This is a genomic window from Polynucleobacter brandtiae (assembly GCF_002797575.1).
GTDB lineage: Bacteria > Pseudomonadota > Gammaproteobacteria > Burkholderiales > Burkholderiaceae > Polynucleobacter > Polynucleobacter brandtiae.
In genome coordinates this window covers 229717-244457 of the sequence record NZ_PGTX01000002.1, presented here as the reverse complement: position 1 = coordinate 244457, position 14741 = coordinate 229717, and the positions used below count along the sequence as shown (strand labels likewise).

The 14741-nt window shown below is 46.4% G+C and carries 17 protein-coding genes; 7 read left to right on the top strand and 10 right to left on the bottom strand.

What is annotated here, in order from left to right; genetic code table 11:
* The first annotated feature begins 32 nt into the window (after window positions 1–32).
* Window positions 33–587 (top strand): hypothetical protein, encoded by a 555-nt coding sequence (locus B0G85_RS05285; RefSeq protein WP_100379409.1) that lies wholly within the window; start codon window positions 33–35, stop codon window positions 585–587.
* Here B0G85_RS05285 and trpC read toward each other — a convergent pair.
* Genes trpC through rpe form a run of 5 tightly spaced genes read right to left on the bottom strand, consistent with a single transcriptional unit; the run spans window position 584 to window position 5205 of the window.
* Window positions 584–1387, bottom strand: coding sequence for an indole-3-glycerol phosphate synthase TrpC (gene trpC / locus B0G85_RS05280; protein WP_100379408.1), 804 nt, complete (start codon window positions 1385–1387; stop codon window positions 584–586). The two genes, B0G85_RS05285 and trpC, sit on opposite strands and share 4 nt — an antisense overlap.
* Before the next feature lie 12 nt (window positions 1388–1399).
* Window positions 1400–2422 carry an anthranilate phosphoribosyltransferase gene (trpD, locus tag B0G85_RS05275; protein WP_100379407.1) on the bottom strand — a complete coding sequence of 341 codons (1023 nt, stop codon included), beginning with the start codon at window positions 2420–2422 and terminating at the stop codon, window positions 1400–1402.
* 2 nt (window positions 2423–2424) lie between these two features.
* Window positions 2425–2991, bottom strand: coding sequence for an anthranilate synthase component II (locus B0G85_RS05270; RefSeq protein WP_100379406.1), 567 nt, complete (start codon window positions 2989–2991; stop codon window positions 2425–2427).
* Window positions 2975–4480, bottom strand: a complete 1506-nt coding sequence (gene trpE / locus B0G85_RS05265) for an anthranilate synthase component I (RefSeq protein ID WP_100379405.1) — start codon at window positions 4478–4480, stop codon at window positions 2975–2977. Before trpE ends, B0G85_RS05270 begins: the two co-directional genes overlap by 17 nt.
* Entirely contained in the window at window positions 4480–5205 is a 726-nt protein-coding gene (gene rpe / locus B0G85_RS05260; protein ID WP_100379404.1) for a ribulose-phosphate 3-epimerase, read from the bottom strand. Before rpe ends, trpE begins: the two co-directional genes overlap by 1 nt.
* A 49-nt stretch (window positions 5206–5254) precedes the next feature.
* On the opposite strand from rpe, the gene apaG reads away from it, so the two are divergent.
* Entirely contained in the window at window positions 5255–5629 is a 375-nt protein-coding gene (gene apaG / locus B0G85_RS05255; RefSeq protein WP_100379403.1) for a Co2+/Mg2+ efflux facilitator ApaG/CorD, read from the top strand.
* A gap of 13 nt (window positions 5630–5642) precedes the next feature.
* On the opposite strand, the gene B0G85_RS10385 is transcribed toward apaG, so the two are convergent.
* The gene (locus B0G85_RS10385; protein ID WP_232725969.1) at window positions 5643–5867 is read right to left on the bottom strand and encodes a hypothetical protein; all 225 of its coding nucleotides are present in this window, start codon (window positions 5865–5867) and stop codon (window positions 5643–5645) included.
* Here B0G85_RS10385 and mltA point away from each other — a divergent pair.
* Entirely contained in the window at window positions 5866–6924 is a 1059-nt protein-coding gene (gene mltA / locus B0G85_RS05250) for a murein transglycosylase A (RefSeq protein ID WP_232725954.1), read from the top strand. The genes B0G85_RS10385 and mltA overlap by 2 nt on opposite strands.
* A gap of 25 nt (window positions 6925–6949) precedes the next feature.
* Entirely contained in the window at window positions 6950–7726 is a 777-nt protein-coding gene (locus B0G85_RS05245) for an enoyl-CoA hydratase (protein WP_100379401.1), read from the top strand.
* 13 nt (window positions 7727–7739) lie between these two features.
* Here B0G85_RS05245 and B0G85_RS05240 read toward each other — a convergent pair whose 3' ends face one another.
* From B0G85_RS05240 to bioA, 4 genes are read right to left on the bottom strand one after another with little or no spacing between them, the layout of a single operon-like run.
* Entirely contained in the window at window positions 7740–8942 is a 1203-nt protein-coding gene (locus B0G85_RS05240) for a M20 aminoacylase family protein (protein WP_100379400.1), read from the bottom strand.
* Window positions 8943–8964: 22 nt separating this feature from the next.
* The gene (gene bioD, locus B0G85_RS05235; RefSeq protein ID WP_100379399.1) at window positions 8965–9678 is read right to left on the bottom strand and encodes a dethiobiotin synthase; all 714 of its coding nucleotides are present in this window, start codon (window positions 9676–9678) and stop codon (window positions 8965–8967) included.
* Window positions 9679–9686: 8 nt separating this feature from the next.
* Window positions 9687–10922 (bottom strand): aminotransferase class I/II-fold pyridoxal phosphate-dependent enzyme, encoded by a 1236-nt coding sequence (locus B0G85_RS05230; protein ID WP_100379398.1) that lies wholly within the window; start codon window positions 10920–10922, stop codon window positions 9687–9689.
* Window positions 10919–12265, bottom strand: a complete 1347-nt coding sequence (bioA, locus tag B0G85_RS05225; protein WP_100379397.1) for an adenosylmethionine--8-amino-7-oxononanoate transaminase — start codon at window positions 12263–12265, stop codon at window positions 10919–10921. The genes B0G85_RS05230 and bioA overlap by 4 nt, the downstream gene beginning before the upstream one ends.
* A gap of 89 nt (window positions 12266–12354) precedes the next feature.
* On the opposite strand from bioA, the gene bioB reads away from it, so the two are divergent.
* The 3 genes from bioB to mraZ all read left to right on the top strand — a co-directional run bounded on the left by bioB (window position 12355) and on the right by mraZ (window position 14741).
* Window positions 12355–13392, top strand: coding sequence for a biotin synthase BioB (gene bioB, locus B0G85_RS05220; protein ID WP_100379396.1), 1038 nt, complete (start codon window positions 12355–12357; stop codon window positions 13390–13392).
* A gap of 14 nt (window positions 13393–13406) precedes the next feature.
* Complete coding sequence (gene coq7 / locus B0G85_RS05215) at window positions 13407–14036, top strand: 2-polyprenyl-3-methyl-6-methoxy-1,4-benzoquinone monooxygenase (protein WP_100379395.1); 630 nt, start codon at window positions 13407–13409, stop codon at window positions 14034–14036.
* 276 nt (window positions 14037–14312) lie between these two features.
* Window positions 14313–14741, top strand: coding sequence for a division/cell wall cluster transcriptional repressor MraZ (gene mraZ / locus B0G85_RS05210; RefSeq protein WP_100379394.1), 429 nt, complete (start codon window positions 14313–14315; stop codon window positions 14739–14741).

Below are 14741 nucleotides of genomic sequence, written 5' to 3'. Positions count from 1 at the left end.
TAAGCCGAATGAATTAATCCATACTGACAGTAATGACAAAATTATTACCAGAGTGGCTCACCGGAGTCTGCATTAGCTTGTTTGCCTATGGTGCATTGTTTTATCTTAATTCTTGGCTTACACAGCATTTGTCTTACAGTTCTGGAGTGAACTGGATTTACCTGCCCGCGGGGTTAAGGTTGTTTTTGACCTTAGTCTTTGGTTTGCCTGGAGCACTGGGAATTATGCTCAGCTCGTTTTTGATTACCCACACGGGCGAGAACCCACCAGATCTCACAAGCTGTATTGGAATTGGCTTGATTTCAGGATTTGCGCCTTACATGGCTAGAATATTTGTACTAAATAATATTCAAGTTGCACCCGATATGAGCAATTTCAACCTACCTAAATTAGCTGGCTGTATTTTGATTTTTTCTTTAGTAAGTGCCAGCCTACATCAGTGGTGGTTTTCTATTCGGGGGTTTGATGATGCCGGTACTTTTAACCACTTCATAGTGATGTTTGTAGGCGATATCCTTGGAACTATTTTATTGATCGCGGTGATTAAATATGGTTTAAATCTAGTAAGACCCAAATCAACCGTTTAATTAAATAACTCACCTAGCGCGACCCCAGGATCAGTAGCGCGCATCAATGCCTCACCTACCAAAAAGGCATTGATATGATGATTGCGCATTAATTGGACATCCGCACGATTCATAATTCCTGATTCTGTCACGATCGTTTTACCTGCGGGAACCATCGACAGTAATGACAAGGTGGTTTGTAATGTCACTTCAAAAGTTTTTAAATTACGATTGTTGATTCCGAGTAGTGGGGTTTTCAGATCTAGGGCTTGCTCTAATTCAGGGGCACTATGTACCTCCACAAGCACATCTAAGCCAAGCTCATGGGCGCAGGCTTCCAGTTCCTGCATTTGATTGCGTTCTAGGCAGGCCACTATTAATAAAATAGCATCTGCACCTAGTGCTCTGGCTTCATAAATTTGATAAGAATCAATCGTGAAGTCTTTACGTAAAACGGGGATGCTACACGCCGCTCTTGCAGATTGTAAATAAGCGTTCGCGCCTTGAAAGTAATTCCTATCCGTCAGAACTGATAAGCAGGCAGCTCCGTTATTGGCATACGACTGTGCAATTTCTGCTGGATGAAAATGCTCACGTAAGATGCCCTTACTAGGGCTTGCTTTTTTAATTTCCGCAATGACTCCCGCTTTGCCTGAGGCTATTTTCTGATTGATTGAATGAATAAAGCCACGAGGCTTCAGAGTCTCGTCACGGTTATTTTCTTCGGCCTGCTCACGCTGGTTAGCAAGCGATATCTTTTGTGAGTCAGCAGCAACTTCTACTTTTTTAGTGGCAACAATTTTTTCGAGAATATCACTCATGAGAATCTTTAATTATTTTTGGGTAGCTACAACAAATTGATCCAGTTTTTGGCGTGCTGCACCAGAGGCAATAGTAGCTCTCGCTATTTCAATACCACTAGCAATGCTGGGGGCGATACCGGCAACATACAGCACTGCTCCTGCATTGAGACAAACAATATCGCTTGCTGGTCCAGGTATCTTGTTGAGCACATCTAAGACAATGGCTTTAGATTCTGCTGCATTGCTAACTTTGAAGCTATTGGTTAACGCAGTACTTAGGCCAAAGTCTTGCGGATGAATTTCATATTCACGTACAAGACCATCCTTGAGTTCGCCCACCAAAGTGGGGCCCTCAAGTGAGATTTCATCTAAACCGTCGAGACCATAAACCACTAGCGCATGATCCATTCCCAGGGCTTTCAATACCCGAATCTGAATACCAACCAAGTCTGCATGAAATACCCCCATCAAGATACGCTTGGCATCCGCGGGATTGGTAAGCGGCCCTAAAATATTAAAAATAGTGCGCACACCTAAGTCTTTACGAATCGGCGCAACATTTTTCATGGCTGGGTGGTGGTTGGGTGCAAACATAAAGCCTGCCCCAGTTTGAGCAATACATTGCGCTACTTGTACTGGCGAGAGCGTCAGGTTAACCCCCAGTGATTCCAAAATGTCAGCGCTGCCAGATTTGCTGCTAACACTGCGATTACCATGCTTAGCAATCTTTGCGCCTGCAGCAGCGGCGACAAACATCGCTGCTGTAGAAATATTAAAGGTATGCGCACCATCACCGCCGGTACCAACGACATCTACTAAGTTGGCGCTATCCTCAACGTGTACTGGGGTAGCAAATTCGCGCATCACCTGAGCAGCAGCCGTAATTTCACCAACGGTTTCTTGCTTGGTACGTAGGGCAATTAATAAGCCGGCCACTAATGCCGGTGGTATTTCACCGCTCATTATCAGGCGCATCATTGCCGTCATTTCATCATGAGAAAGCTCGTGATGCTCAATGCAGCGTTGCAATGCTTGTTGCGGGCTAATGGGCATAGTTATTTCGTTTGCAAAAAATTCTTGAGTAGGGCGTGGCCATGCTCAGAAAGAATAGACTCTGGATGAAATTGCACACCTTCCACTGCGAGCTCACGATGGCGTACACCCATGATTTCTCCATCTGAGGAGGTGGCAGTAATTTCCAGTACCTCTGGCAAGGAACTTTTCTCAATGGCTAGGGAGTGATAGCGAGTTACTTTAAATGGGCTTGGAAGGTTCATAAATACACCAACGCCACTATGGTGAATATCATCTGTCTTACCGTGCATTACTTTTTGGGCGCGAATAATCTTGCCACCAAAAGCCTCGCCTATAGCTTGATGCCCAAGACAAACTCCTAGAATAGGAATATGCCCCGCATAACGCTTAATTGTTTCTACGGAGATACCCGCTTCTGTTGGACTGCATGGTCCAGGGGAAATACAAATACGCGCAGGATTGATATTAGCGATTTCTTCAACGCTAATCTCATCGTTACGAAACACTTTAACTTCCTCGCCTAATTCTGCAAAATATTGCACTAGATTGTAGGTAAACGAGTCATAGTTATCAATCATGAGGAGCATCGAGTCCTCCTTGCACTAAATCGGCCGCCATTAATACGGCACGCGCTTTGGCCTCAGTTTCTTTCCACTCAGCAGTAGGGTCGGAGTCAGCAACAACGCCCGCACCTGCTTGAGAGTGCAACATACCATTTTGGATAACGCCAGTACGAATCGCAATTGCGACATCCATGTCGCCAGAAAAGGAGAGGTAACCCACAGCACCACCATAGACTCCACGTTTTACTACTTCCATTTCATCAATAATTTCCATCGCCCGAATTTTAGGTGCGCCAGATAAAGTTCCAGCAGGGAAGGTGGCGCGTAAAACATCCATATTGCTCATATTGTCCAGCAATTCACCTTCTACTGAGCTGACAATATGCTGCACATGAGAATATTTTTCGATTGACATAGAATCCGTCAGTCTGACAGTTCCCGTTTTAGCAATGCGGCCTACATCGTTGCGCGCTAAGTCAATGAGCATGACGTGCTCCGCAATTTCTTTAGGATCGGCAAGCAACTCTTTGGCTAGCCGATCATCCTCTTCGGGTGAGGTGCCGCGTGGGCGTGTGCCTGCTAGCGGCCGAATGGTCACTATTTTTTCACCTTCACGATTTTCTTGGCGTACCAGTATTTCTGGGGATGAACCCACAATCTGCATTTCACCAAAATCATAAAAGTACATATAAGGCGATGGATTTAAGGAGCGCAATGCTCTATATAAAGCCAAAGGCGAATCAGTGAATGGCTTACTAATCCGTTGGCCAATGACAACTTGCATGCAATCACCAGCCAAAATGTATTCTTTGGTTTTTAGTACGGCGCGCTCGTAGTCAGCTGCTTTGAATCGACGAATTAATTCTGTTTTAGTGCTAGGTAGTGAGGCGGGTATAGTCACCGGTTTGCTTAAGCAGGCTAATATTTCTTTTAATCTAGCTTGGCCCTGATTAAAGCTATCAGCAACATCAGGATCGGCATAAACGATGAGATAAATACGACCCGCGACGTTATCAATGACTGCTAGCTCTTCTGTCAGCATTAGCTGAATATCGGGCACACCTAATTCGTCAGGAAGCTGGTGCTTGGCTAAGCGAGATTCAATATAGCGAACCGTATCATATCCAAAATAACCGGCTAGACCTCCACAGAAGCGGGGTAAGCCAGGTTGAACGGCAACCTTAAAGCGTTTGAAAAAAGCATCTACAAAATCTAAAGGATTGTCATGATTCGTTTCGATGACTTGTTCATTGAGCAAGACCTCGGTAACTGGGGCATCTGGTGTGCCGATCGTTCTTAAAATCGTTTTAGCTGGTAGTCCAATAAAAGAAAAGCGGCCAAAGCGTTCTCCACCTAAAACAGATTCTAGAAGATAGGTATTCTTTTGGCCGAAGGCTTGTGTCAGCTTGACGTAAAGAGACAGTGGTGTTTCTAAATCGGCTAACACTTCTTTTACTAAGGGGATGCGATTGAAGCCCTGCTTTGCAAGGGCTAAAAATTCTTCATGTTGCATTACGCGATTCCTGAGTTCGCTAGCTCGGTGCGCATGGCATCAATTACAGTGCCATAACTTTTATTCCCAAAGATTGCGGAGCCAGCAACAAAGGTATCAGCACCTGCTTTGGCGACCTGAGCGATGTTGTCGACTTTAATGCCACCATCAACTTCTAGACGAATATATCGCCCAGTCTCTGCTTGGTAGCGATCTAAGCGAGCACGTACTTGAGTGATTTTGTTGAGCGTGCTGGGAATAAAAGATTGCCCACCGAAGCCCGGGTTTACAGACATCAGGAGAACTAAATCTAGTAAATCTAAGGTGTGATCTAGATGGTCAAGGGGGGTGGCAGGGTTGAAGACTAGTCCAGCTTGACAGCCTTGGTCGCGAATCAAATTCAATGTGCGATTGACATGCGGACTTGCCTCGGGATGAAAACTAATCAGGTTTGCCCCGGCTTTAGCAAAATCGGGAACAAGACGGTCTACCGGCTCAACCATCAAGTGCACATCAATCATGGCTGGTTTGCCATCTTTTGTAGCATGCGGCCGAATTGCCTCACATACCAACGGCCCAATTGTGAGGTTGGGAACGTAGTGGTTATCCATCACATCAAAGTGAATCCAGTCTGCACCCGCTAAAAGAACGTCTTGAACTTCTTTACCAAGGCAGGCAAAGTCAGCTGACAAAATAGAGGGGGCAATAACAAATTGGGTATTTGAGGGTGATTTCTGGATATCCATACCTAGATTCTAGCTTGCAGTTGGCTTCGGGATAGCGCAGAATTCGAGCATGAATCCTCACGAAATCACGATTACGGTCAAAACTCAGTACCTACCGGAACAGTCTGACCCTGAAAATAGGCAATTTGCCTTTGCTTACACTGTCACCATACGGAATGCTGGCACAGCTAACGTTCAACTCATTGGTCGCCATTGGTTCATTACGGATGGCGATAATGACGTAAAAGAGGTCCGCGGGCTGGGCGTTGTAGGGCAGCAACCGCTTCTGAGGCCTGGCGAGCAATTTGAATACACCAGCTGGGCTACTTTGCCAACGCCAGCGGGAACAATGCGGGGTGAGTACTTTTGCGTTACTGAAGAGGCCCAGTTTTTCCAGGCCCCTATCTTAGAATTTGCTCTAGTTATGCCTAGAACCTTGCATTAATACCCTAGAAAGGCTATTTTTTGCCCTTACCGGTCCAAAGGACAATGAAGAGTAGTAATGCTAAAGCCAGGCCACCTTCTAAGACAAATAGGATCATTGGGTATTCATCGAGTACATTGGCAATCATGATTTTTATATCCAAATTATTGAGTAATAAAACAGATTTTGCCTGGAGTAAGCAAACCCTAGCTCGAAGTGTATTCGCTATCGCCCTTGTTAGTATGATCATCGGCTGCATGAGTCCTCCTACGCGAGGACCCGGATATTCCCGCGCAGGTAGTAGCTCCCCAGCCGCTTATAACTCTCCTATCGCTCAATTTCAGGCGGTGTCATGGCAAGCCTTACCTGGCTGGCAGCAAGATGACCTCTCCGCCGCTTGGCCCGCCTGGCTTAAGAGCTGTGAAGCCTTACGAAAGCGTAATAGCGAGATTAATTGGCGTCCAGTTTGCATGCAAGCGAGCAATATTTCTGCACGGGATGATGACGCAATCCGTCAGTATTTTGAGGCGAACTTTCAGGCCTACGAGATACGTAATAGCGCCAATGGAAATGAGACAGGTTTGGTTACTGGTTATTACGAGCCAGTGTTGAATGGTTCTCAGACCCGAACTGCCACTTACCCTGTCCCGCTCTATGCTTACCCCCATTCGTGGAAAAGTTCAAAGCCTAGTCCTGCACCACCCCGCTCAGAATTGATGAGCTCAGGAATCTTGCGTGGTTCTGAAATTGCTTGGGTAAAAGATCCTGTGGAGGCCGCTTTTATGCAAATTCAAGGATCTGGAAAAATTCGCTTGGATGATGGCCGTGTGCTGCGTTTAGGTTACGCCGGGACTAATGATCAGCCCTTTAAGTCTTTTGCACAGTGGTTGCTGGATCGTAAGGAAATCACCCGTAGTGAGGCAACCATGCAGGGTATTTCAGCATGGGCTAAGCGAAACCCCGGTCGAGTTGAAGAGATGCTCAATGCCAACCCCAGATTTGTTTTCTTTAAAGAGCTTCCTGGTAAGGTGAGTGCTGATCTGGGGCCCATTGGTGCACTGGGCGTGCCGCTCACGAGCGAGCGCAGTATTGCCGTAGACTTAAGAGCGCTGCCGCTAGGTGCGCCCGTCTTCTTAAGTACGACAAGACCATTAAGTAAGCAAGCTTTACAGAAACTCGTTATGGCGCAAGATACTGGTAAGGCTATTGTGGGTGGGGTGAGGGCAGACTACTATTGGGGTTCTGGAGATGCTGCTGGCGAATTGGCTGGGCGCATGAAACAGGATGGCAAGATGTGGTTATTGTTACCACGTTAAATGAGTACCTATTGGAAAGAGATACATGAGCTACAACACCATATTGACTGAAGTAGAAGGCAAGGTTGCCATCATTACTTTAAATCGCCCTCAGGTTTTGAATGCCCTTAACGATGAGTTGATGGATGAACTAGGTGCGGCGATGTTAGGCTTTGATGCGGATGACGGTATCGGCTGCATCATTGTGACGGGTAGTGAAAAAGCATTTGCTGCTGGTGCTGATATTGCAGCGATGGCAAAGCATGGATTTCAGGATGTGTATCGCGGCGATTTTATTTCACGCAACTGGGAACAAATTAAGCGGGTTCGCAAGCCGGTGATTGCGGCAGTATCTGGTTACGCTCTTGGTGGCGGATGCGAATTAGCGATGATGTGCGACACCATCATGGCTGCCGATAACGCAAAATTTGCACAGCCAGAAGTAAAGTTAGGCATTATTCCTGGCGCTGGTGGCACGCAGCGTCTCACACGTGCAGTGTCAAAGGCCAAGGCGATGGATCTTGCTCTGACTGGACGCATGATGGATGCTGTCGAAGCGGAACGTGCTGGTTTGGTTGCACGTATTTTCCCGCAAGCCGATTTAATAGTAGAAGTAAAAGCAATTGCAAAAACAATTGCTGATATGCCTTTGATCACGGCGATGATGGTTAAGGAATCTATCAACGCGGCTTATGAAACTACCTTATCTGAAGGTATTCGTTTTGAGCGTCGCTTATTTCATGCTTGTTTTGCTACAAACGATCAAAAAGAAGGGATGGCAGCGTTCATAGAAAAGCGCCCAGCTAAATTTACGAACTCTTAAAAATACTCGTTACTTAGAGCGCCTCTTTCGCTAAGTAACGTTGAGCTAGCTTAACCCAGTAGCTCACACCAACTGGAATCAGGGCATCATTAAAATCATAAGAGGGATTGTGAAGATGGCATGGGCCCATGCCATGACCAACGGAGCGGTGGTCTCCATCACCGTTCCCTAGAAACACATAGCAACCAGGTTTTTCTAGCAACATAAATGCAAAATCTTCTGCACCCATAGTTGGATCGATCGATGTATTGACATGTTGAGGGCCCACTAATTCGACCATGACCTCACTTGCAAATTGCACTTCTGGATCATGGTTTATGAGCGGTGGATAGCTTCTTATAAAACCGATCTCAGCCTGGCAATCAAAAGCGCTAGCAATATTGTGAGAAATTTCTTTAAGCCTTTGCTCAATCAGATCGAGCACTTCTAGTGTAAAGGTGCGAACGGTACCGCCGATAAAAGCGCTATCAGGGATGACATTATTAGTCTTGCCCGCATTAAATTGCGTCACCGATAAAACAGCGGCATCGATAGGGCGTTTATTGCGTGTAATGATGCTTTGTAGGGCTTGCACCACCTGGGTCCCAGCAAGCAACGGATCTGCACTATTGTGTGGAAGGGCGGCATGCCCTCCTTTGCCTCTAATCGTAATTTCAAAGCTATTACTAGAGGCCATCATGGGTCCTGAGGTGACCCCAAAGTGGCCCTCAGCAAGTCCAGGCCAATTGTGCAAACCAAAGACTGCGTCACATGGAAATTGTTCAAAAAGACCGTCTTGAATCATCGCTTGAGCACCAGCACCGCCCTCCTCTGCTGGTTGAAAGATGAAAATCACAGTACCCTTGAAGTCACGGTGATTTGAGAGATATTGTGCGGCACCCAAGAGCATGGCGGTATGACCATCATGACCACAAGCATGCATCTTGCCGGGATTCTTCGAGGTATGCTCAAAGGCATTATGTTCTTGTAGTGGCAGGGCATCCATGTCGGCACGTAATCCAACCATCTTTCCGCTACCTAAGTCACCTTCAAGCTTACCAACGACGCCGGTTTTTCCGAGTCCACGAAATACCGTAATTCCCCAGCTAGAAAGTGCTTCTGCAACTAAGTCAGAGGTGCGATTTTCTTCAAAACGCAGTTCGGGATGGGCATGAATATTGCGTCGGATTTCTTGAATCGCTGCTACGGATTCGATAATTTCTGGAAGTAATCGCATAGCTTTATCTTATCCGAATTTACTAGGGTAGCCTTATATACTGCGCAGCAAAATGTAAGGCATCCACGGAGTAGGGGCTATTCGCCTGCTTTTGCAGTGTTTTTGGAAGGCTGGGAATAATGCCTAGAAAGGGTGCAAAGATTCGATCTTTCAAGGTCTGTATGTTTTCTTCTAAAAATGGCATTTCTTCAGCAAGGGTATTTGCAACCCATCCCGCAATACTGAGTTGTCTAGATTGAATAGCTTCACAAGTAAGTAATGCGTGATTAATACAGCCTAAACGCATTCCGACCACCAGAATGACTGGCAAATCGATGGCTTGGGCCAAATCACCTAAATCTTCTTGGCTGTTAAGGGGTACTAAAAAACCACCGGCGCCTTCAACTACGACAGCGTCAAACTCAGCCGTGAGCACTCCTAAGGCATCAAGAATGACAGCACAATCTAGGCGAATATTCTGTTTCTCGGCTACTAAATGTGGGGCCGCCGGCTCGTCTAGGACATAAGGACAAAGCACGTAGTTTTGTGAATCCAAGCCTGAGGCTACCCTTAATGTTTCCACATCTTCATTACATTGTTGACCATCGGAACCAACATAGGTGCCTGCAGCTACTGGCTTGAAACCAACGGTTGTTTGACCAACTTCCTTTAACTTCACAATAAGAGCGCCTGCTACTAAGGTTTTACCAATCTCAGTATCTGTGCCGGCAATGAAAAAACCAGTTGATAGGTTCATGGAGGAGTTCAAGATTGAGAGTCCTTGCTAACTTTTTGTTCGATCACGTTTAAGGTGTGGATCAGCTCAGATAGATCCTCAATACGGTGGTTGGCGGAAAAGGTCACTCTTAGACGAGCGCTGCCGACAGGGACGGTTGGTGGACGAATCGCTGGAATCCAATAACCCGCCTCATCTAGTAACTTTGCTGCTGCCAAAGCATTGGCATTGCTACCGAGAATAATCGGTTGAATAGCGGTGCATGAGGGTATTTTTTCCCAATGAGAAAAGTGCATCTCTTGGTGCCAAACGGTAATCAGTTGATTTAACTGTTGACGACGACGTATTCCCTCTGGACCTTCAATCAGCTCAAGACTTTTTAAGACGGTATGCGCAATGGCGGGCGGTGTCGCAGTGCTGTAAATATACGGGCGACCCTTTTGAATCAGCCATTCGATAAATGGAGCGGTGGCACAAACAAAAGCGCCACTCACGCCGGCCGCCTTTCCGAGCGTACCAATATAAATAATGCGTTCTGAATGAACATTGAACTGCTCAAGAATGCCATGCCCGTGCTGGCCAAGAGCCCCAAAACCATGGGCATCATCAATCGATAGAAGCGCATCATGTTGGTTGGCGATTTCAATGAGCTTGCTCACTGGCGCAATATCTCCATCCATACTAAAGACGCCGTCAAGCACAATCATTTTGAGAGAGCGTCTATCCTGATCGAGCATTGCGTCTAGCGCATCCAGATTTTGATGATCAAAAATGGCCACAGTTGCTTTTGTTTGTGCACTAGCGAGGCGGATACCATCAATGAGTGAGGCATGATTGAGTGTTGCTGAATAAATACTGACATCACCAGAAGCAGCAAGTCGAGCGAGACCGGTAATAGCGGCCATATTTGCAAGATAGCCGGTACTAAAAAAAAGTGCACGTACATTAGGAATGTGCTGACTCTGAAAAGAGGCCAATTTTTTCTCTAGTAAATCGTGAGCGATGCTATGGCCGCTAATGAGGTGGGATGCACCACTGCCGACACCATATTTCTGCGCCCCCTCTGCTAGAGCCTCGACTAGACTCGGGTGGTTTGCTAAGCCTAGATAATCATTGCTGCAAAAAGCTTTAAGTTGACGATCATCAATGGTAACTTTGGTATCGCAGGCTGACTTTGTGGAGCGAAGCTTGCGCTTTAGTAATTTTGAATCAAGATCAATAATATGATCTTCGGCCATCTGTAGTGCATTAAATGTCTGACTCATGCCAGCGTCCGATTTAAAGCGCTGTGAACTGATTTACCCATCTGGATTGTTTCTGCTTGAGACAAAATATAGGGTGGCATGACATAAATCGTATTACTAATAGGCCTAATCAAGATACCCTCCTGAATGCTGGCAGAGAACATCTCACGGGCAAAATTTGAATGACCTTGGAGGAGGTGCGGTTTGATATCAAAAGCAAGGATCATACCCTGCTGGCGCCAATGTTCGATGCGTTCATCCTCTTTAGCCCAAGCAAATGCTTTGGTAAGGTCACTGCTACGTTCAATATTATTTTGCAGAACAGATTCTGTTTCGAAAATTGCTAAACAGGCTAAGGCAGCAGCACAAGCGAGGGGATTTCCAGTGTAAGAGTGCGAATGCAAAAAGCCTTGTTGGGTTTTGTCTCCATAAAATGCTTGATAAATCTTGTCAGTAGTCATCGAGAGAGATAGCGGTAGATATCCGCCACTAATTCCTTTGGATAATGTTAAGAAGTCTGGCCATACGCCTGCGTGCTCACAGGCAAAGAATTTTCCAGTACGTCCGCAGCCCACTGCAATTTCATCAGCGATGAGATGGATATCAAACTTATCACAGAGGGCTCTGACGATACGTAGGTATTGAGGTGAGTGCATCGCCATCTGCCCAGCACATTGCACTAAAGGCTCAACAATGATGGCGGCAATATTGTGATGTTCAACTTCAAGCAGTTTTTCTAACTCGTTTGCAGCATGTCTCGCAACGTCATCAGCATTTTCACCCTGAGCGGCTTTGCGGGCATCGGGCGATGGTATGGTGAATACGCTTTGTAACAATGCGCCATAAGCATCGCGAAAGATTGCTACATCTGTTACCGCTAGTGCGCCCAGTGTTTCGCCGTGATAGCCATTTTGTAGACAAACAAACTTTTTCTTGTTAGGGCGATGATTGAGTCGCCAAAAATGGTGACTCATCTTTAGAGCAATTTCTACGGCAGAGGCGCCATCAGACGCATAAAAAACATGACCTAGATTTCCCTTGGTCAAAGCGGCTAACTTTTCTGATAGCTCCACTACCGGTGGATGAGTGAACCCTGCCAACATGACATGTTCAATTTTTTCGAGTTGATCGGCAATGGCTTGATTGATGCGAGGATTGGAGTGCCCGAATAAATTGGTCCACCAAGAGCTAATGCAATCGAGTAGTGGGTTTTCTTTTTCATCGTAAAGCCATGCCCCCTTCCCTCTGGCGATAGCAATCAATGGAAATGACTCGTGGTGTTTCATTTGAGTACAGGGATGCCAAACAGCATCCTGACTACGCTGCACTAATGGCGTTTGATGGGAGTTGGTAATAACCTTCATATTTAGTATTTGAACACTAGTTTTTCCTAATTTGCGGCCGCATCTGTTATGTTTAAGGCCTAAATTGATCTATTTTCCGGAATTTAACTATGCCAGCTACTCAAATTGCTGAAAAACCCCTTACGCAAGTGCAGTCTAAGGCGGATTTGTATCGAGAGCTTGATGCATCCGGGCCTTGGAGTGTTTCCCAGATCGAGGCTCTGTTTGCATTGCCATTTAGCGATCTGATGTTTCGGGCGCAAGAGGTACATCGATTGAGTTTTCCTGACGGCGATGTCGAATTGGCGACCTTACTCTCTATTAAAACGGGAGGATGCCCCGAGGATTGCAGCTACTGTCCACAAGCTGCCCGCTATGACACAGATGTTAAGGCCAATAAATTAATGGATTTAGACGAGGTGTTAGATGCTGCGCGGGCTGCGAAGGCTGCGGGCTCTAATCGTTTTTGTATGGGCGCTGCCTGGCGCGAGCCTAAGGATCGGGATATCGAAAAAGTAGCCGCCATGATTAAGGGTGTGAAAGCGTTAGGTCTGGAAACCTGCGCCACGCTAGGAATGCTAGAAGCCAATCAGGCTCAGGCGCTTCAGGAAGCGGGTTTAGATTTTTATAACCATAATTTAGACACAAGTGAAGACTTTTATCGCTCGGTCATTTCAACTCGAGGCTATCAAGATCGTTTGGATACGATAGCCAATGTACGCACTGCGGGTATGTCAGTCTGCTGCGGTGGCATTGTTGGGATGGGTGAAACACGAGAGCAGCGTGCAGCTTTTTTGGCGCGCCTTGCCAACTTAAACCCCTATCCTGAGTCTGTTCCTATCAATCATTTAGTGCCTGTCGCAGGTACACCTCTAGAGCACCAAAAACCCCTAGATCCCTTGGAGTTCATTAGAACAATTGCGGTAGCTCGGATTACGATGCCGCGGGCCCGGGTGCGTTTATCCGCAGGTCGCCAAGAGATGGGAAGGGCGGTTCAAGCGATGTGTTTTCAGGCTGGAGCGAACTCTATTTTCTATGGTGAGCAACTACTTACTACCGGTAATCCAGAGGCTGAGCAGGACCGCGCGCTGTTGGCTGACCTTGGACTAAAGACGAAGCAAAGCTCAAAAGCAGAAGTTTTAATCTAAGAGTACGATCATTTATGGCTTTTGTTGACCGTCTCATTATGGAGTTCGATACTGCGCTTCGGTCGATGGTGGGTGGAGCTCATGCCCATCGCCCTATGCCAGGATCAAATGGGTATCCAGTGGATCAACTTGATACTGCTGATCGAGAGCATGCTGCTGGGCTAATGCGGGTAAATCATGTAGGCGAAGTTTGTGCCCAAGCGCTGTATCAAGCCCAAAAATTAGTGGCTCGTAAGGGTGAAATTCAGCAAATGCTGAGTGATTCTGCGCAAGAGGAGATGGATCATTTGGCTTGGTGTGAAATTCGCTTGAAAGAGCTGGGCTCGCATACGAGTTACCTTAACCCTATTTGGTATGCCGGATCGTTTGCGATCGGTATCATGGCTGGCCTAGCGGGTGATAAGTGGAGCTTGGGCTTTGTAGCTGAGACCGAAAAACAGGTAGAACATCACCTAGAAAGTCACCTGCACAATTTACCCCAACAGGATCATCGTTCACGCGCCATCGTGGACCAAATGCGTGAGGATGAAATTGAGCATGGTCGGGCGGCAATTTCTGCTGGTGGAGAGCCTCTGCCGGAGCCAATCAAAAAAATCATGCAGGCTGTTTCTACATTGATGACTAAAACTGCTTACAGAATCTAATGCTAAATAGCGGGAAGCTTCATTTTGAAGGCCAATTACTGTTTATTAACACAGTATATTTACTAGTTATTTCCCTAAATAGCTAAGATCTATCCTTAAGTATATATTCCAAGTGACTGTTTCAGATGGTATTTTTATAATCACTATTTCATGAACACATCTCGCTAAGTCTTTGTAATCAATAGAGAATTTCCTAAAAAAAGACCCAAAAAGACTTGACCCTCTTATAACGATCCTCTAAAGTGGGAGGAAGTGTGAAAAGGTGGGGTTAAATCAGTGTTTCAAGGTGCGTCAGCTCTCAATTTAGATGCAAAAGGCCGCATGTCTGTGCCGGCAAAGCATCGTGACGCCTTGTTAGTTCAAGGTGAGGGTCGCATTACGCTCACAAAACACCCTGATGGATGCCTACTTTTATTCCCACGCCCCGAGTGGGAAACATTCCGCTCGCGCGTTGCCCAATTGCCAATGGATGCCCACTGGTGGCGGCGTATATTTTTAGGCAACGCTGCGGAAATAGATTTGGATGGTGCCGGAAGAATTTTAGTCAGCCCTGAATTGCGCTCTGCAGCAGGGATTGAAAAAGAAGTCATATTGCTAGGTATGGGTACCCATCTGGAAGTGTGGGACGCAGCAACCTATGCTGCAAAAGAGCAGGCTGCCATTGCGCAAGGTATGCCTGAAGCGTTAAAGCAATTTAATTTTTGA

Coding starts and splice junctions, on each gene's coding strand:
- B0G85_RS05285 (WP_100379409.1), top strand. CDS start 33: ATGACAAAATTATTACCAGAGTGGCTCACCGGAGTCTGCATTAGCTTG.
- trpC (WP_100379408.1), bottom strand. CDS start 1,387: ATGAGTGATATTCTCGAAAAAATTGTTGCCACTAAAAAAGTAGAAGTT.
- coq7 (WP_100379395.1), top strand. CDS start 13,407: ATGGCTTTTGTTGACCGTCTCATTATGGAGTTCGATACTGCGCTTCGG.
- B0G85_RS10385 (WP_232725969.1), bottom strand. CDS start 5,867: ATGCAGCCGATGATCATACTAACAAGGGCGATAGCGAATACACTTCGA.
- B0G85_RS05230 (WP_100379398.1), bottom strand. CDS start 10,922: ATGAGTCAGACATTTAATGCACTACAGATGGCCGAAGATCATATTATT.
- B0G85_RS05240 (WP_100379400.1), bottom strand. CDS start 8,942: ATGCGATTACTTCCAGAAATTATCGAATCCGTAGCAGCGATTCAAGAA.
- bioD (WP_100379399.1), bottom strand. CDS start 9,678: ATGAACCTATCAACTGGTTTTTTCATTGCCGGCACAGATACTGAGATT.
- rpe (WP_100379404.1), bottom strand. CDS start 5,205: ATGGATATCCAGAAATCACCCTCAAATACCCAATTTGTTATTGCCCCC.
- bioA (WP_100379397.1), bottom strand. CDS start 12,265: ATGAAGGTTATTACCAACTCCCATCAAACGCCATTAGTGCAGCGTAGT.
- B0G85_RS05245 (WP_100379401.1), top strand. CDS start 6,950: ATGAGCTACAACACCATATTGACTGAAGTAGAAGGCAAGGTTGCCATC.
- B0G85_RS05270 (WP_100379406.1), bottom strand. CDS start 2,991: ATGCTCCTCATGATTGATAACTATGACTCGTTTACCTACAATCTAGTG.
- trpE (WP_100379405.1), bottom strand. CDS start 4,480: ATGCAACATGAAGAATTTTTAGCCCTTGCAAAGCAGGGCTTCAATCGC.
- mltA (WP_232725954.1), top strand. CDS start 5,866: ATGAGTCCTCCTACGCGAGGACCCGGATATTCCCGCGCAGGTAGTAGC.
- trpD (WP_100379407.1), bottom strand. CDS start 2,422: ATGCCCATTAGCCCGCAACAAGCATTGCAACGCTGCATTGAGCATCAC.
- apaG (WP_100379403.1), top strand. CDS start 5,255: ATGAATCCTCACGAAATCACGATTACGGTCAAAACTCAGTACCTACCG.
- bioB (WP_100379396.1), top strand. CDS start 12,355: ATGCCAGCTACTCAAATTGCTGAAAAACCCCTTACGCAAGTGCAGTCT.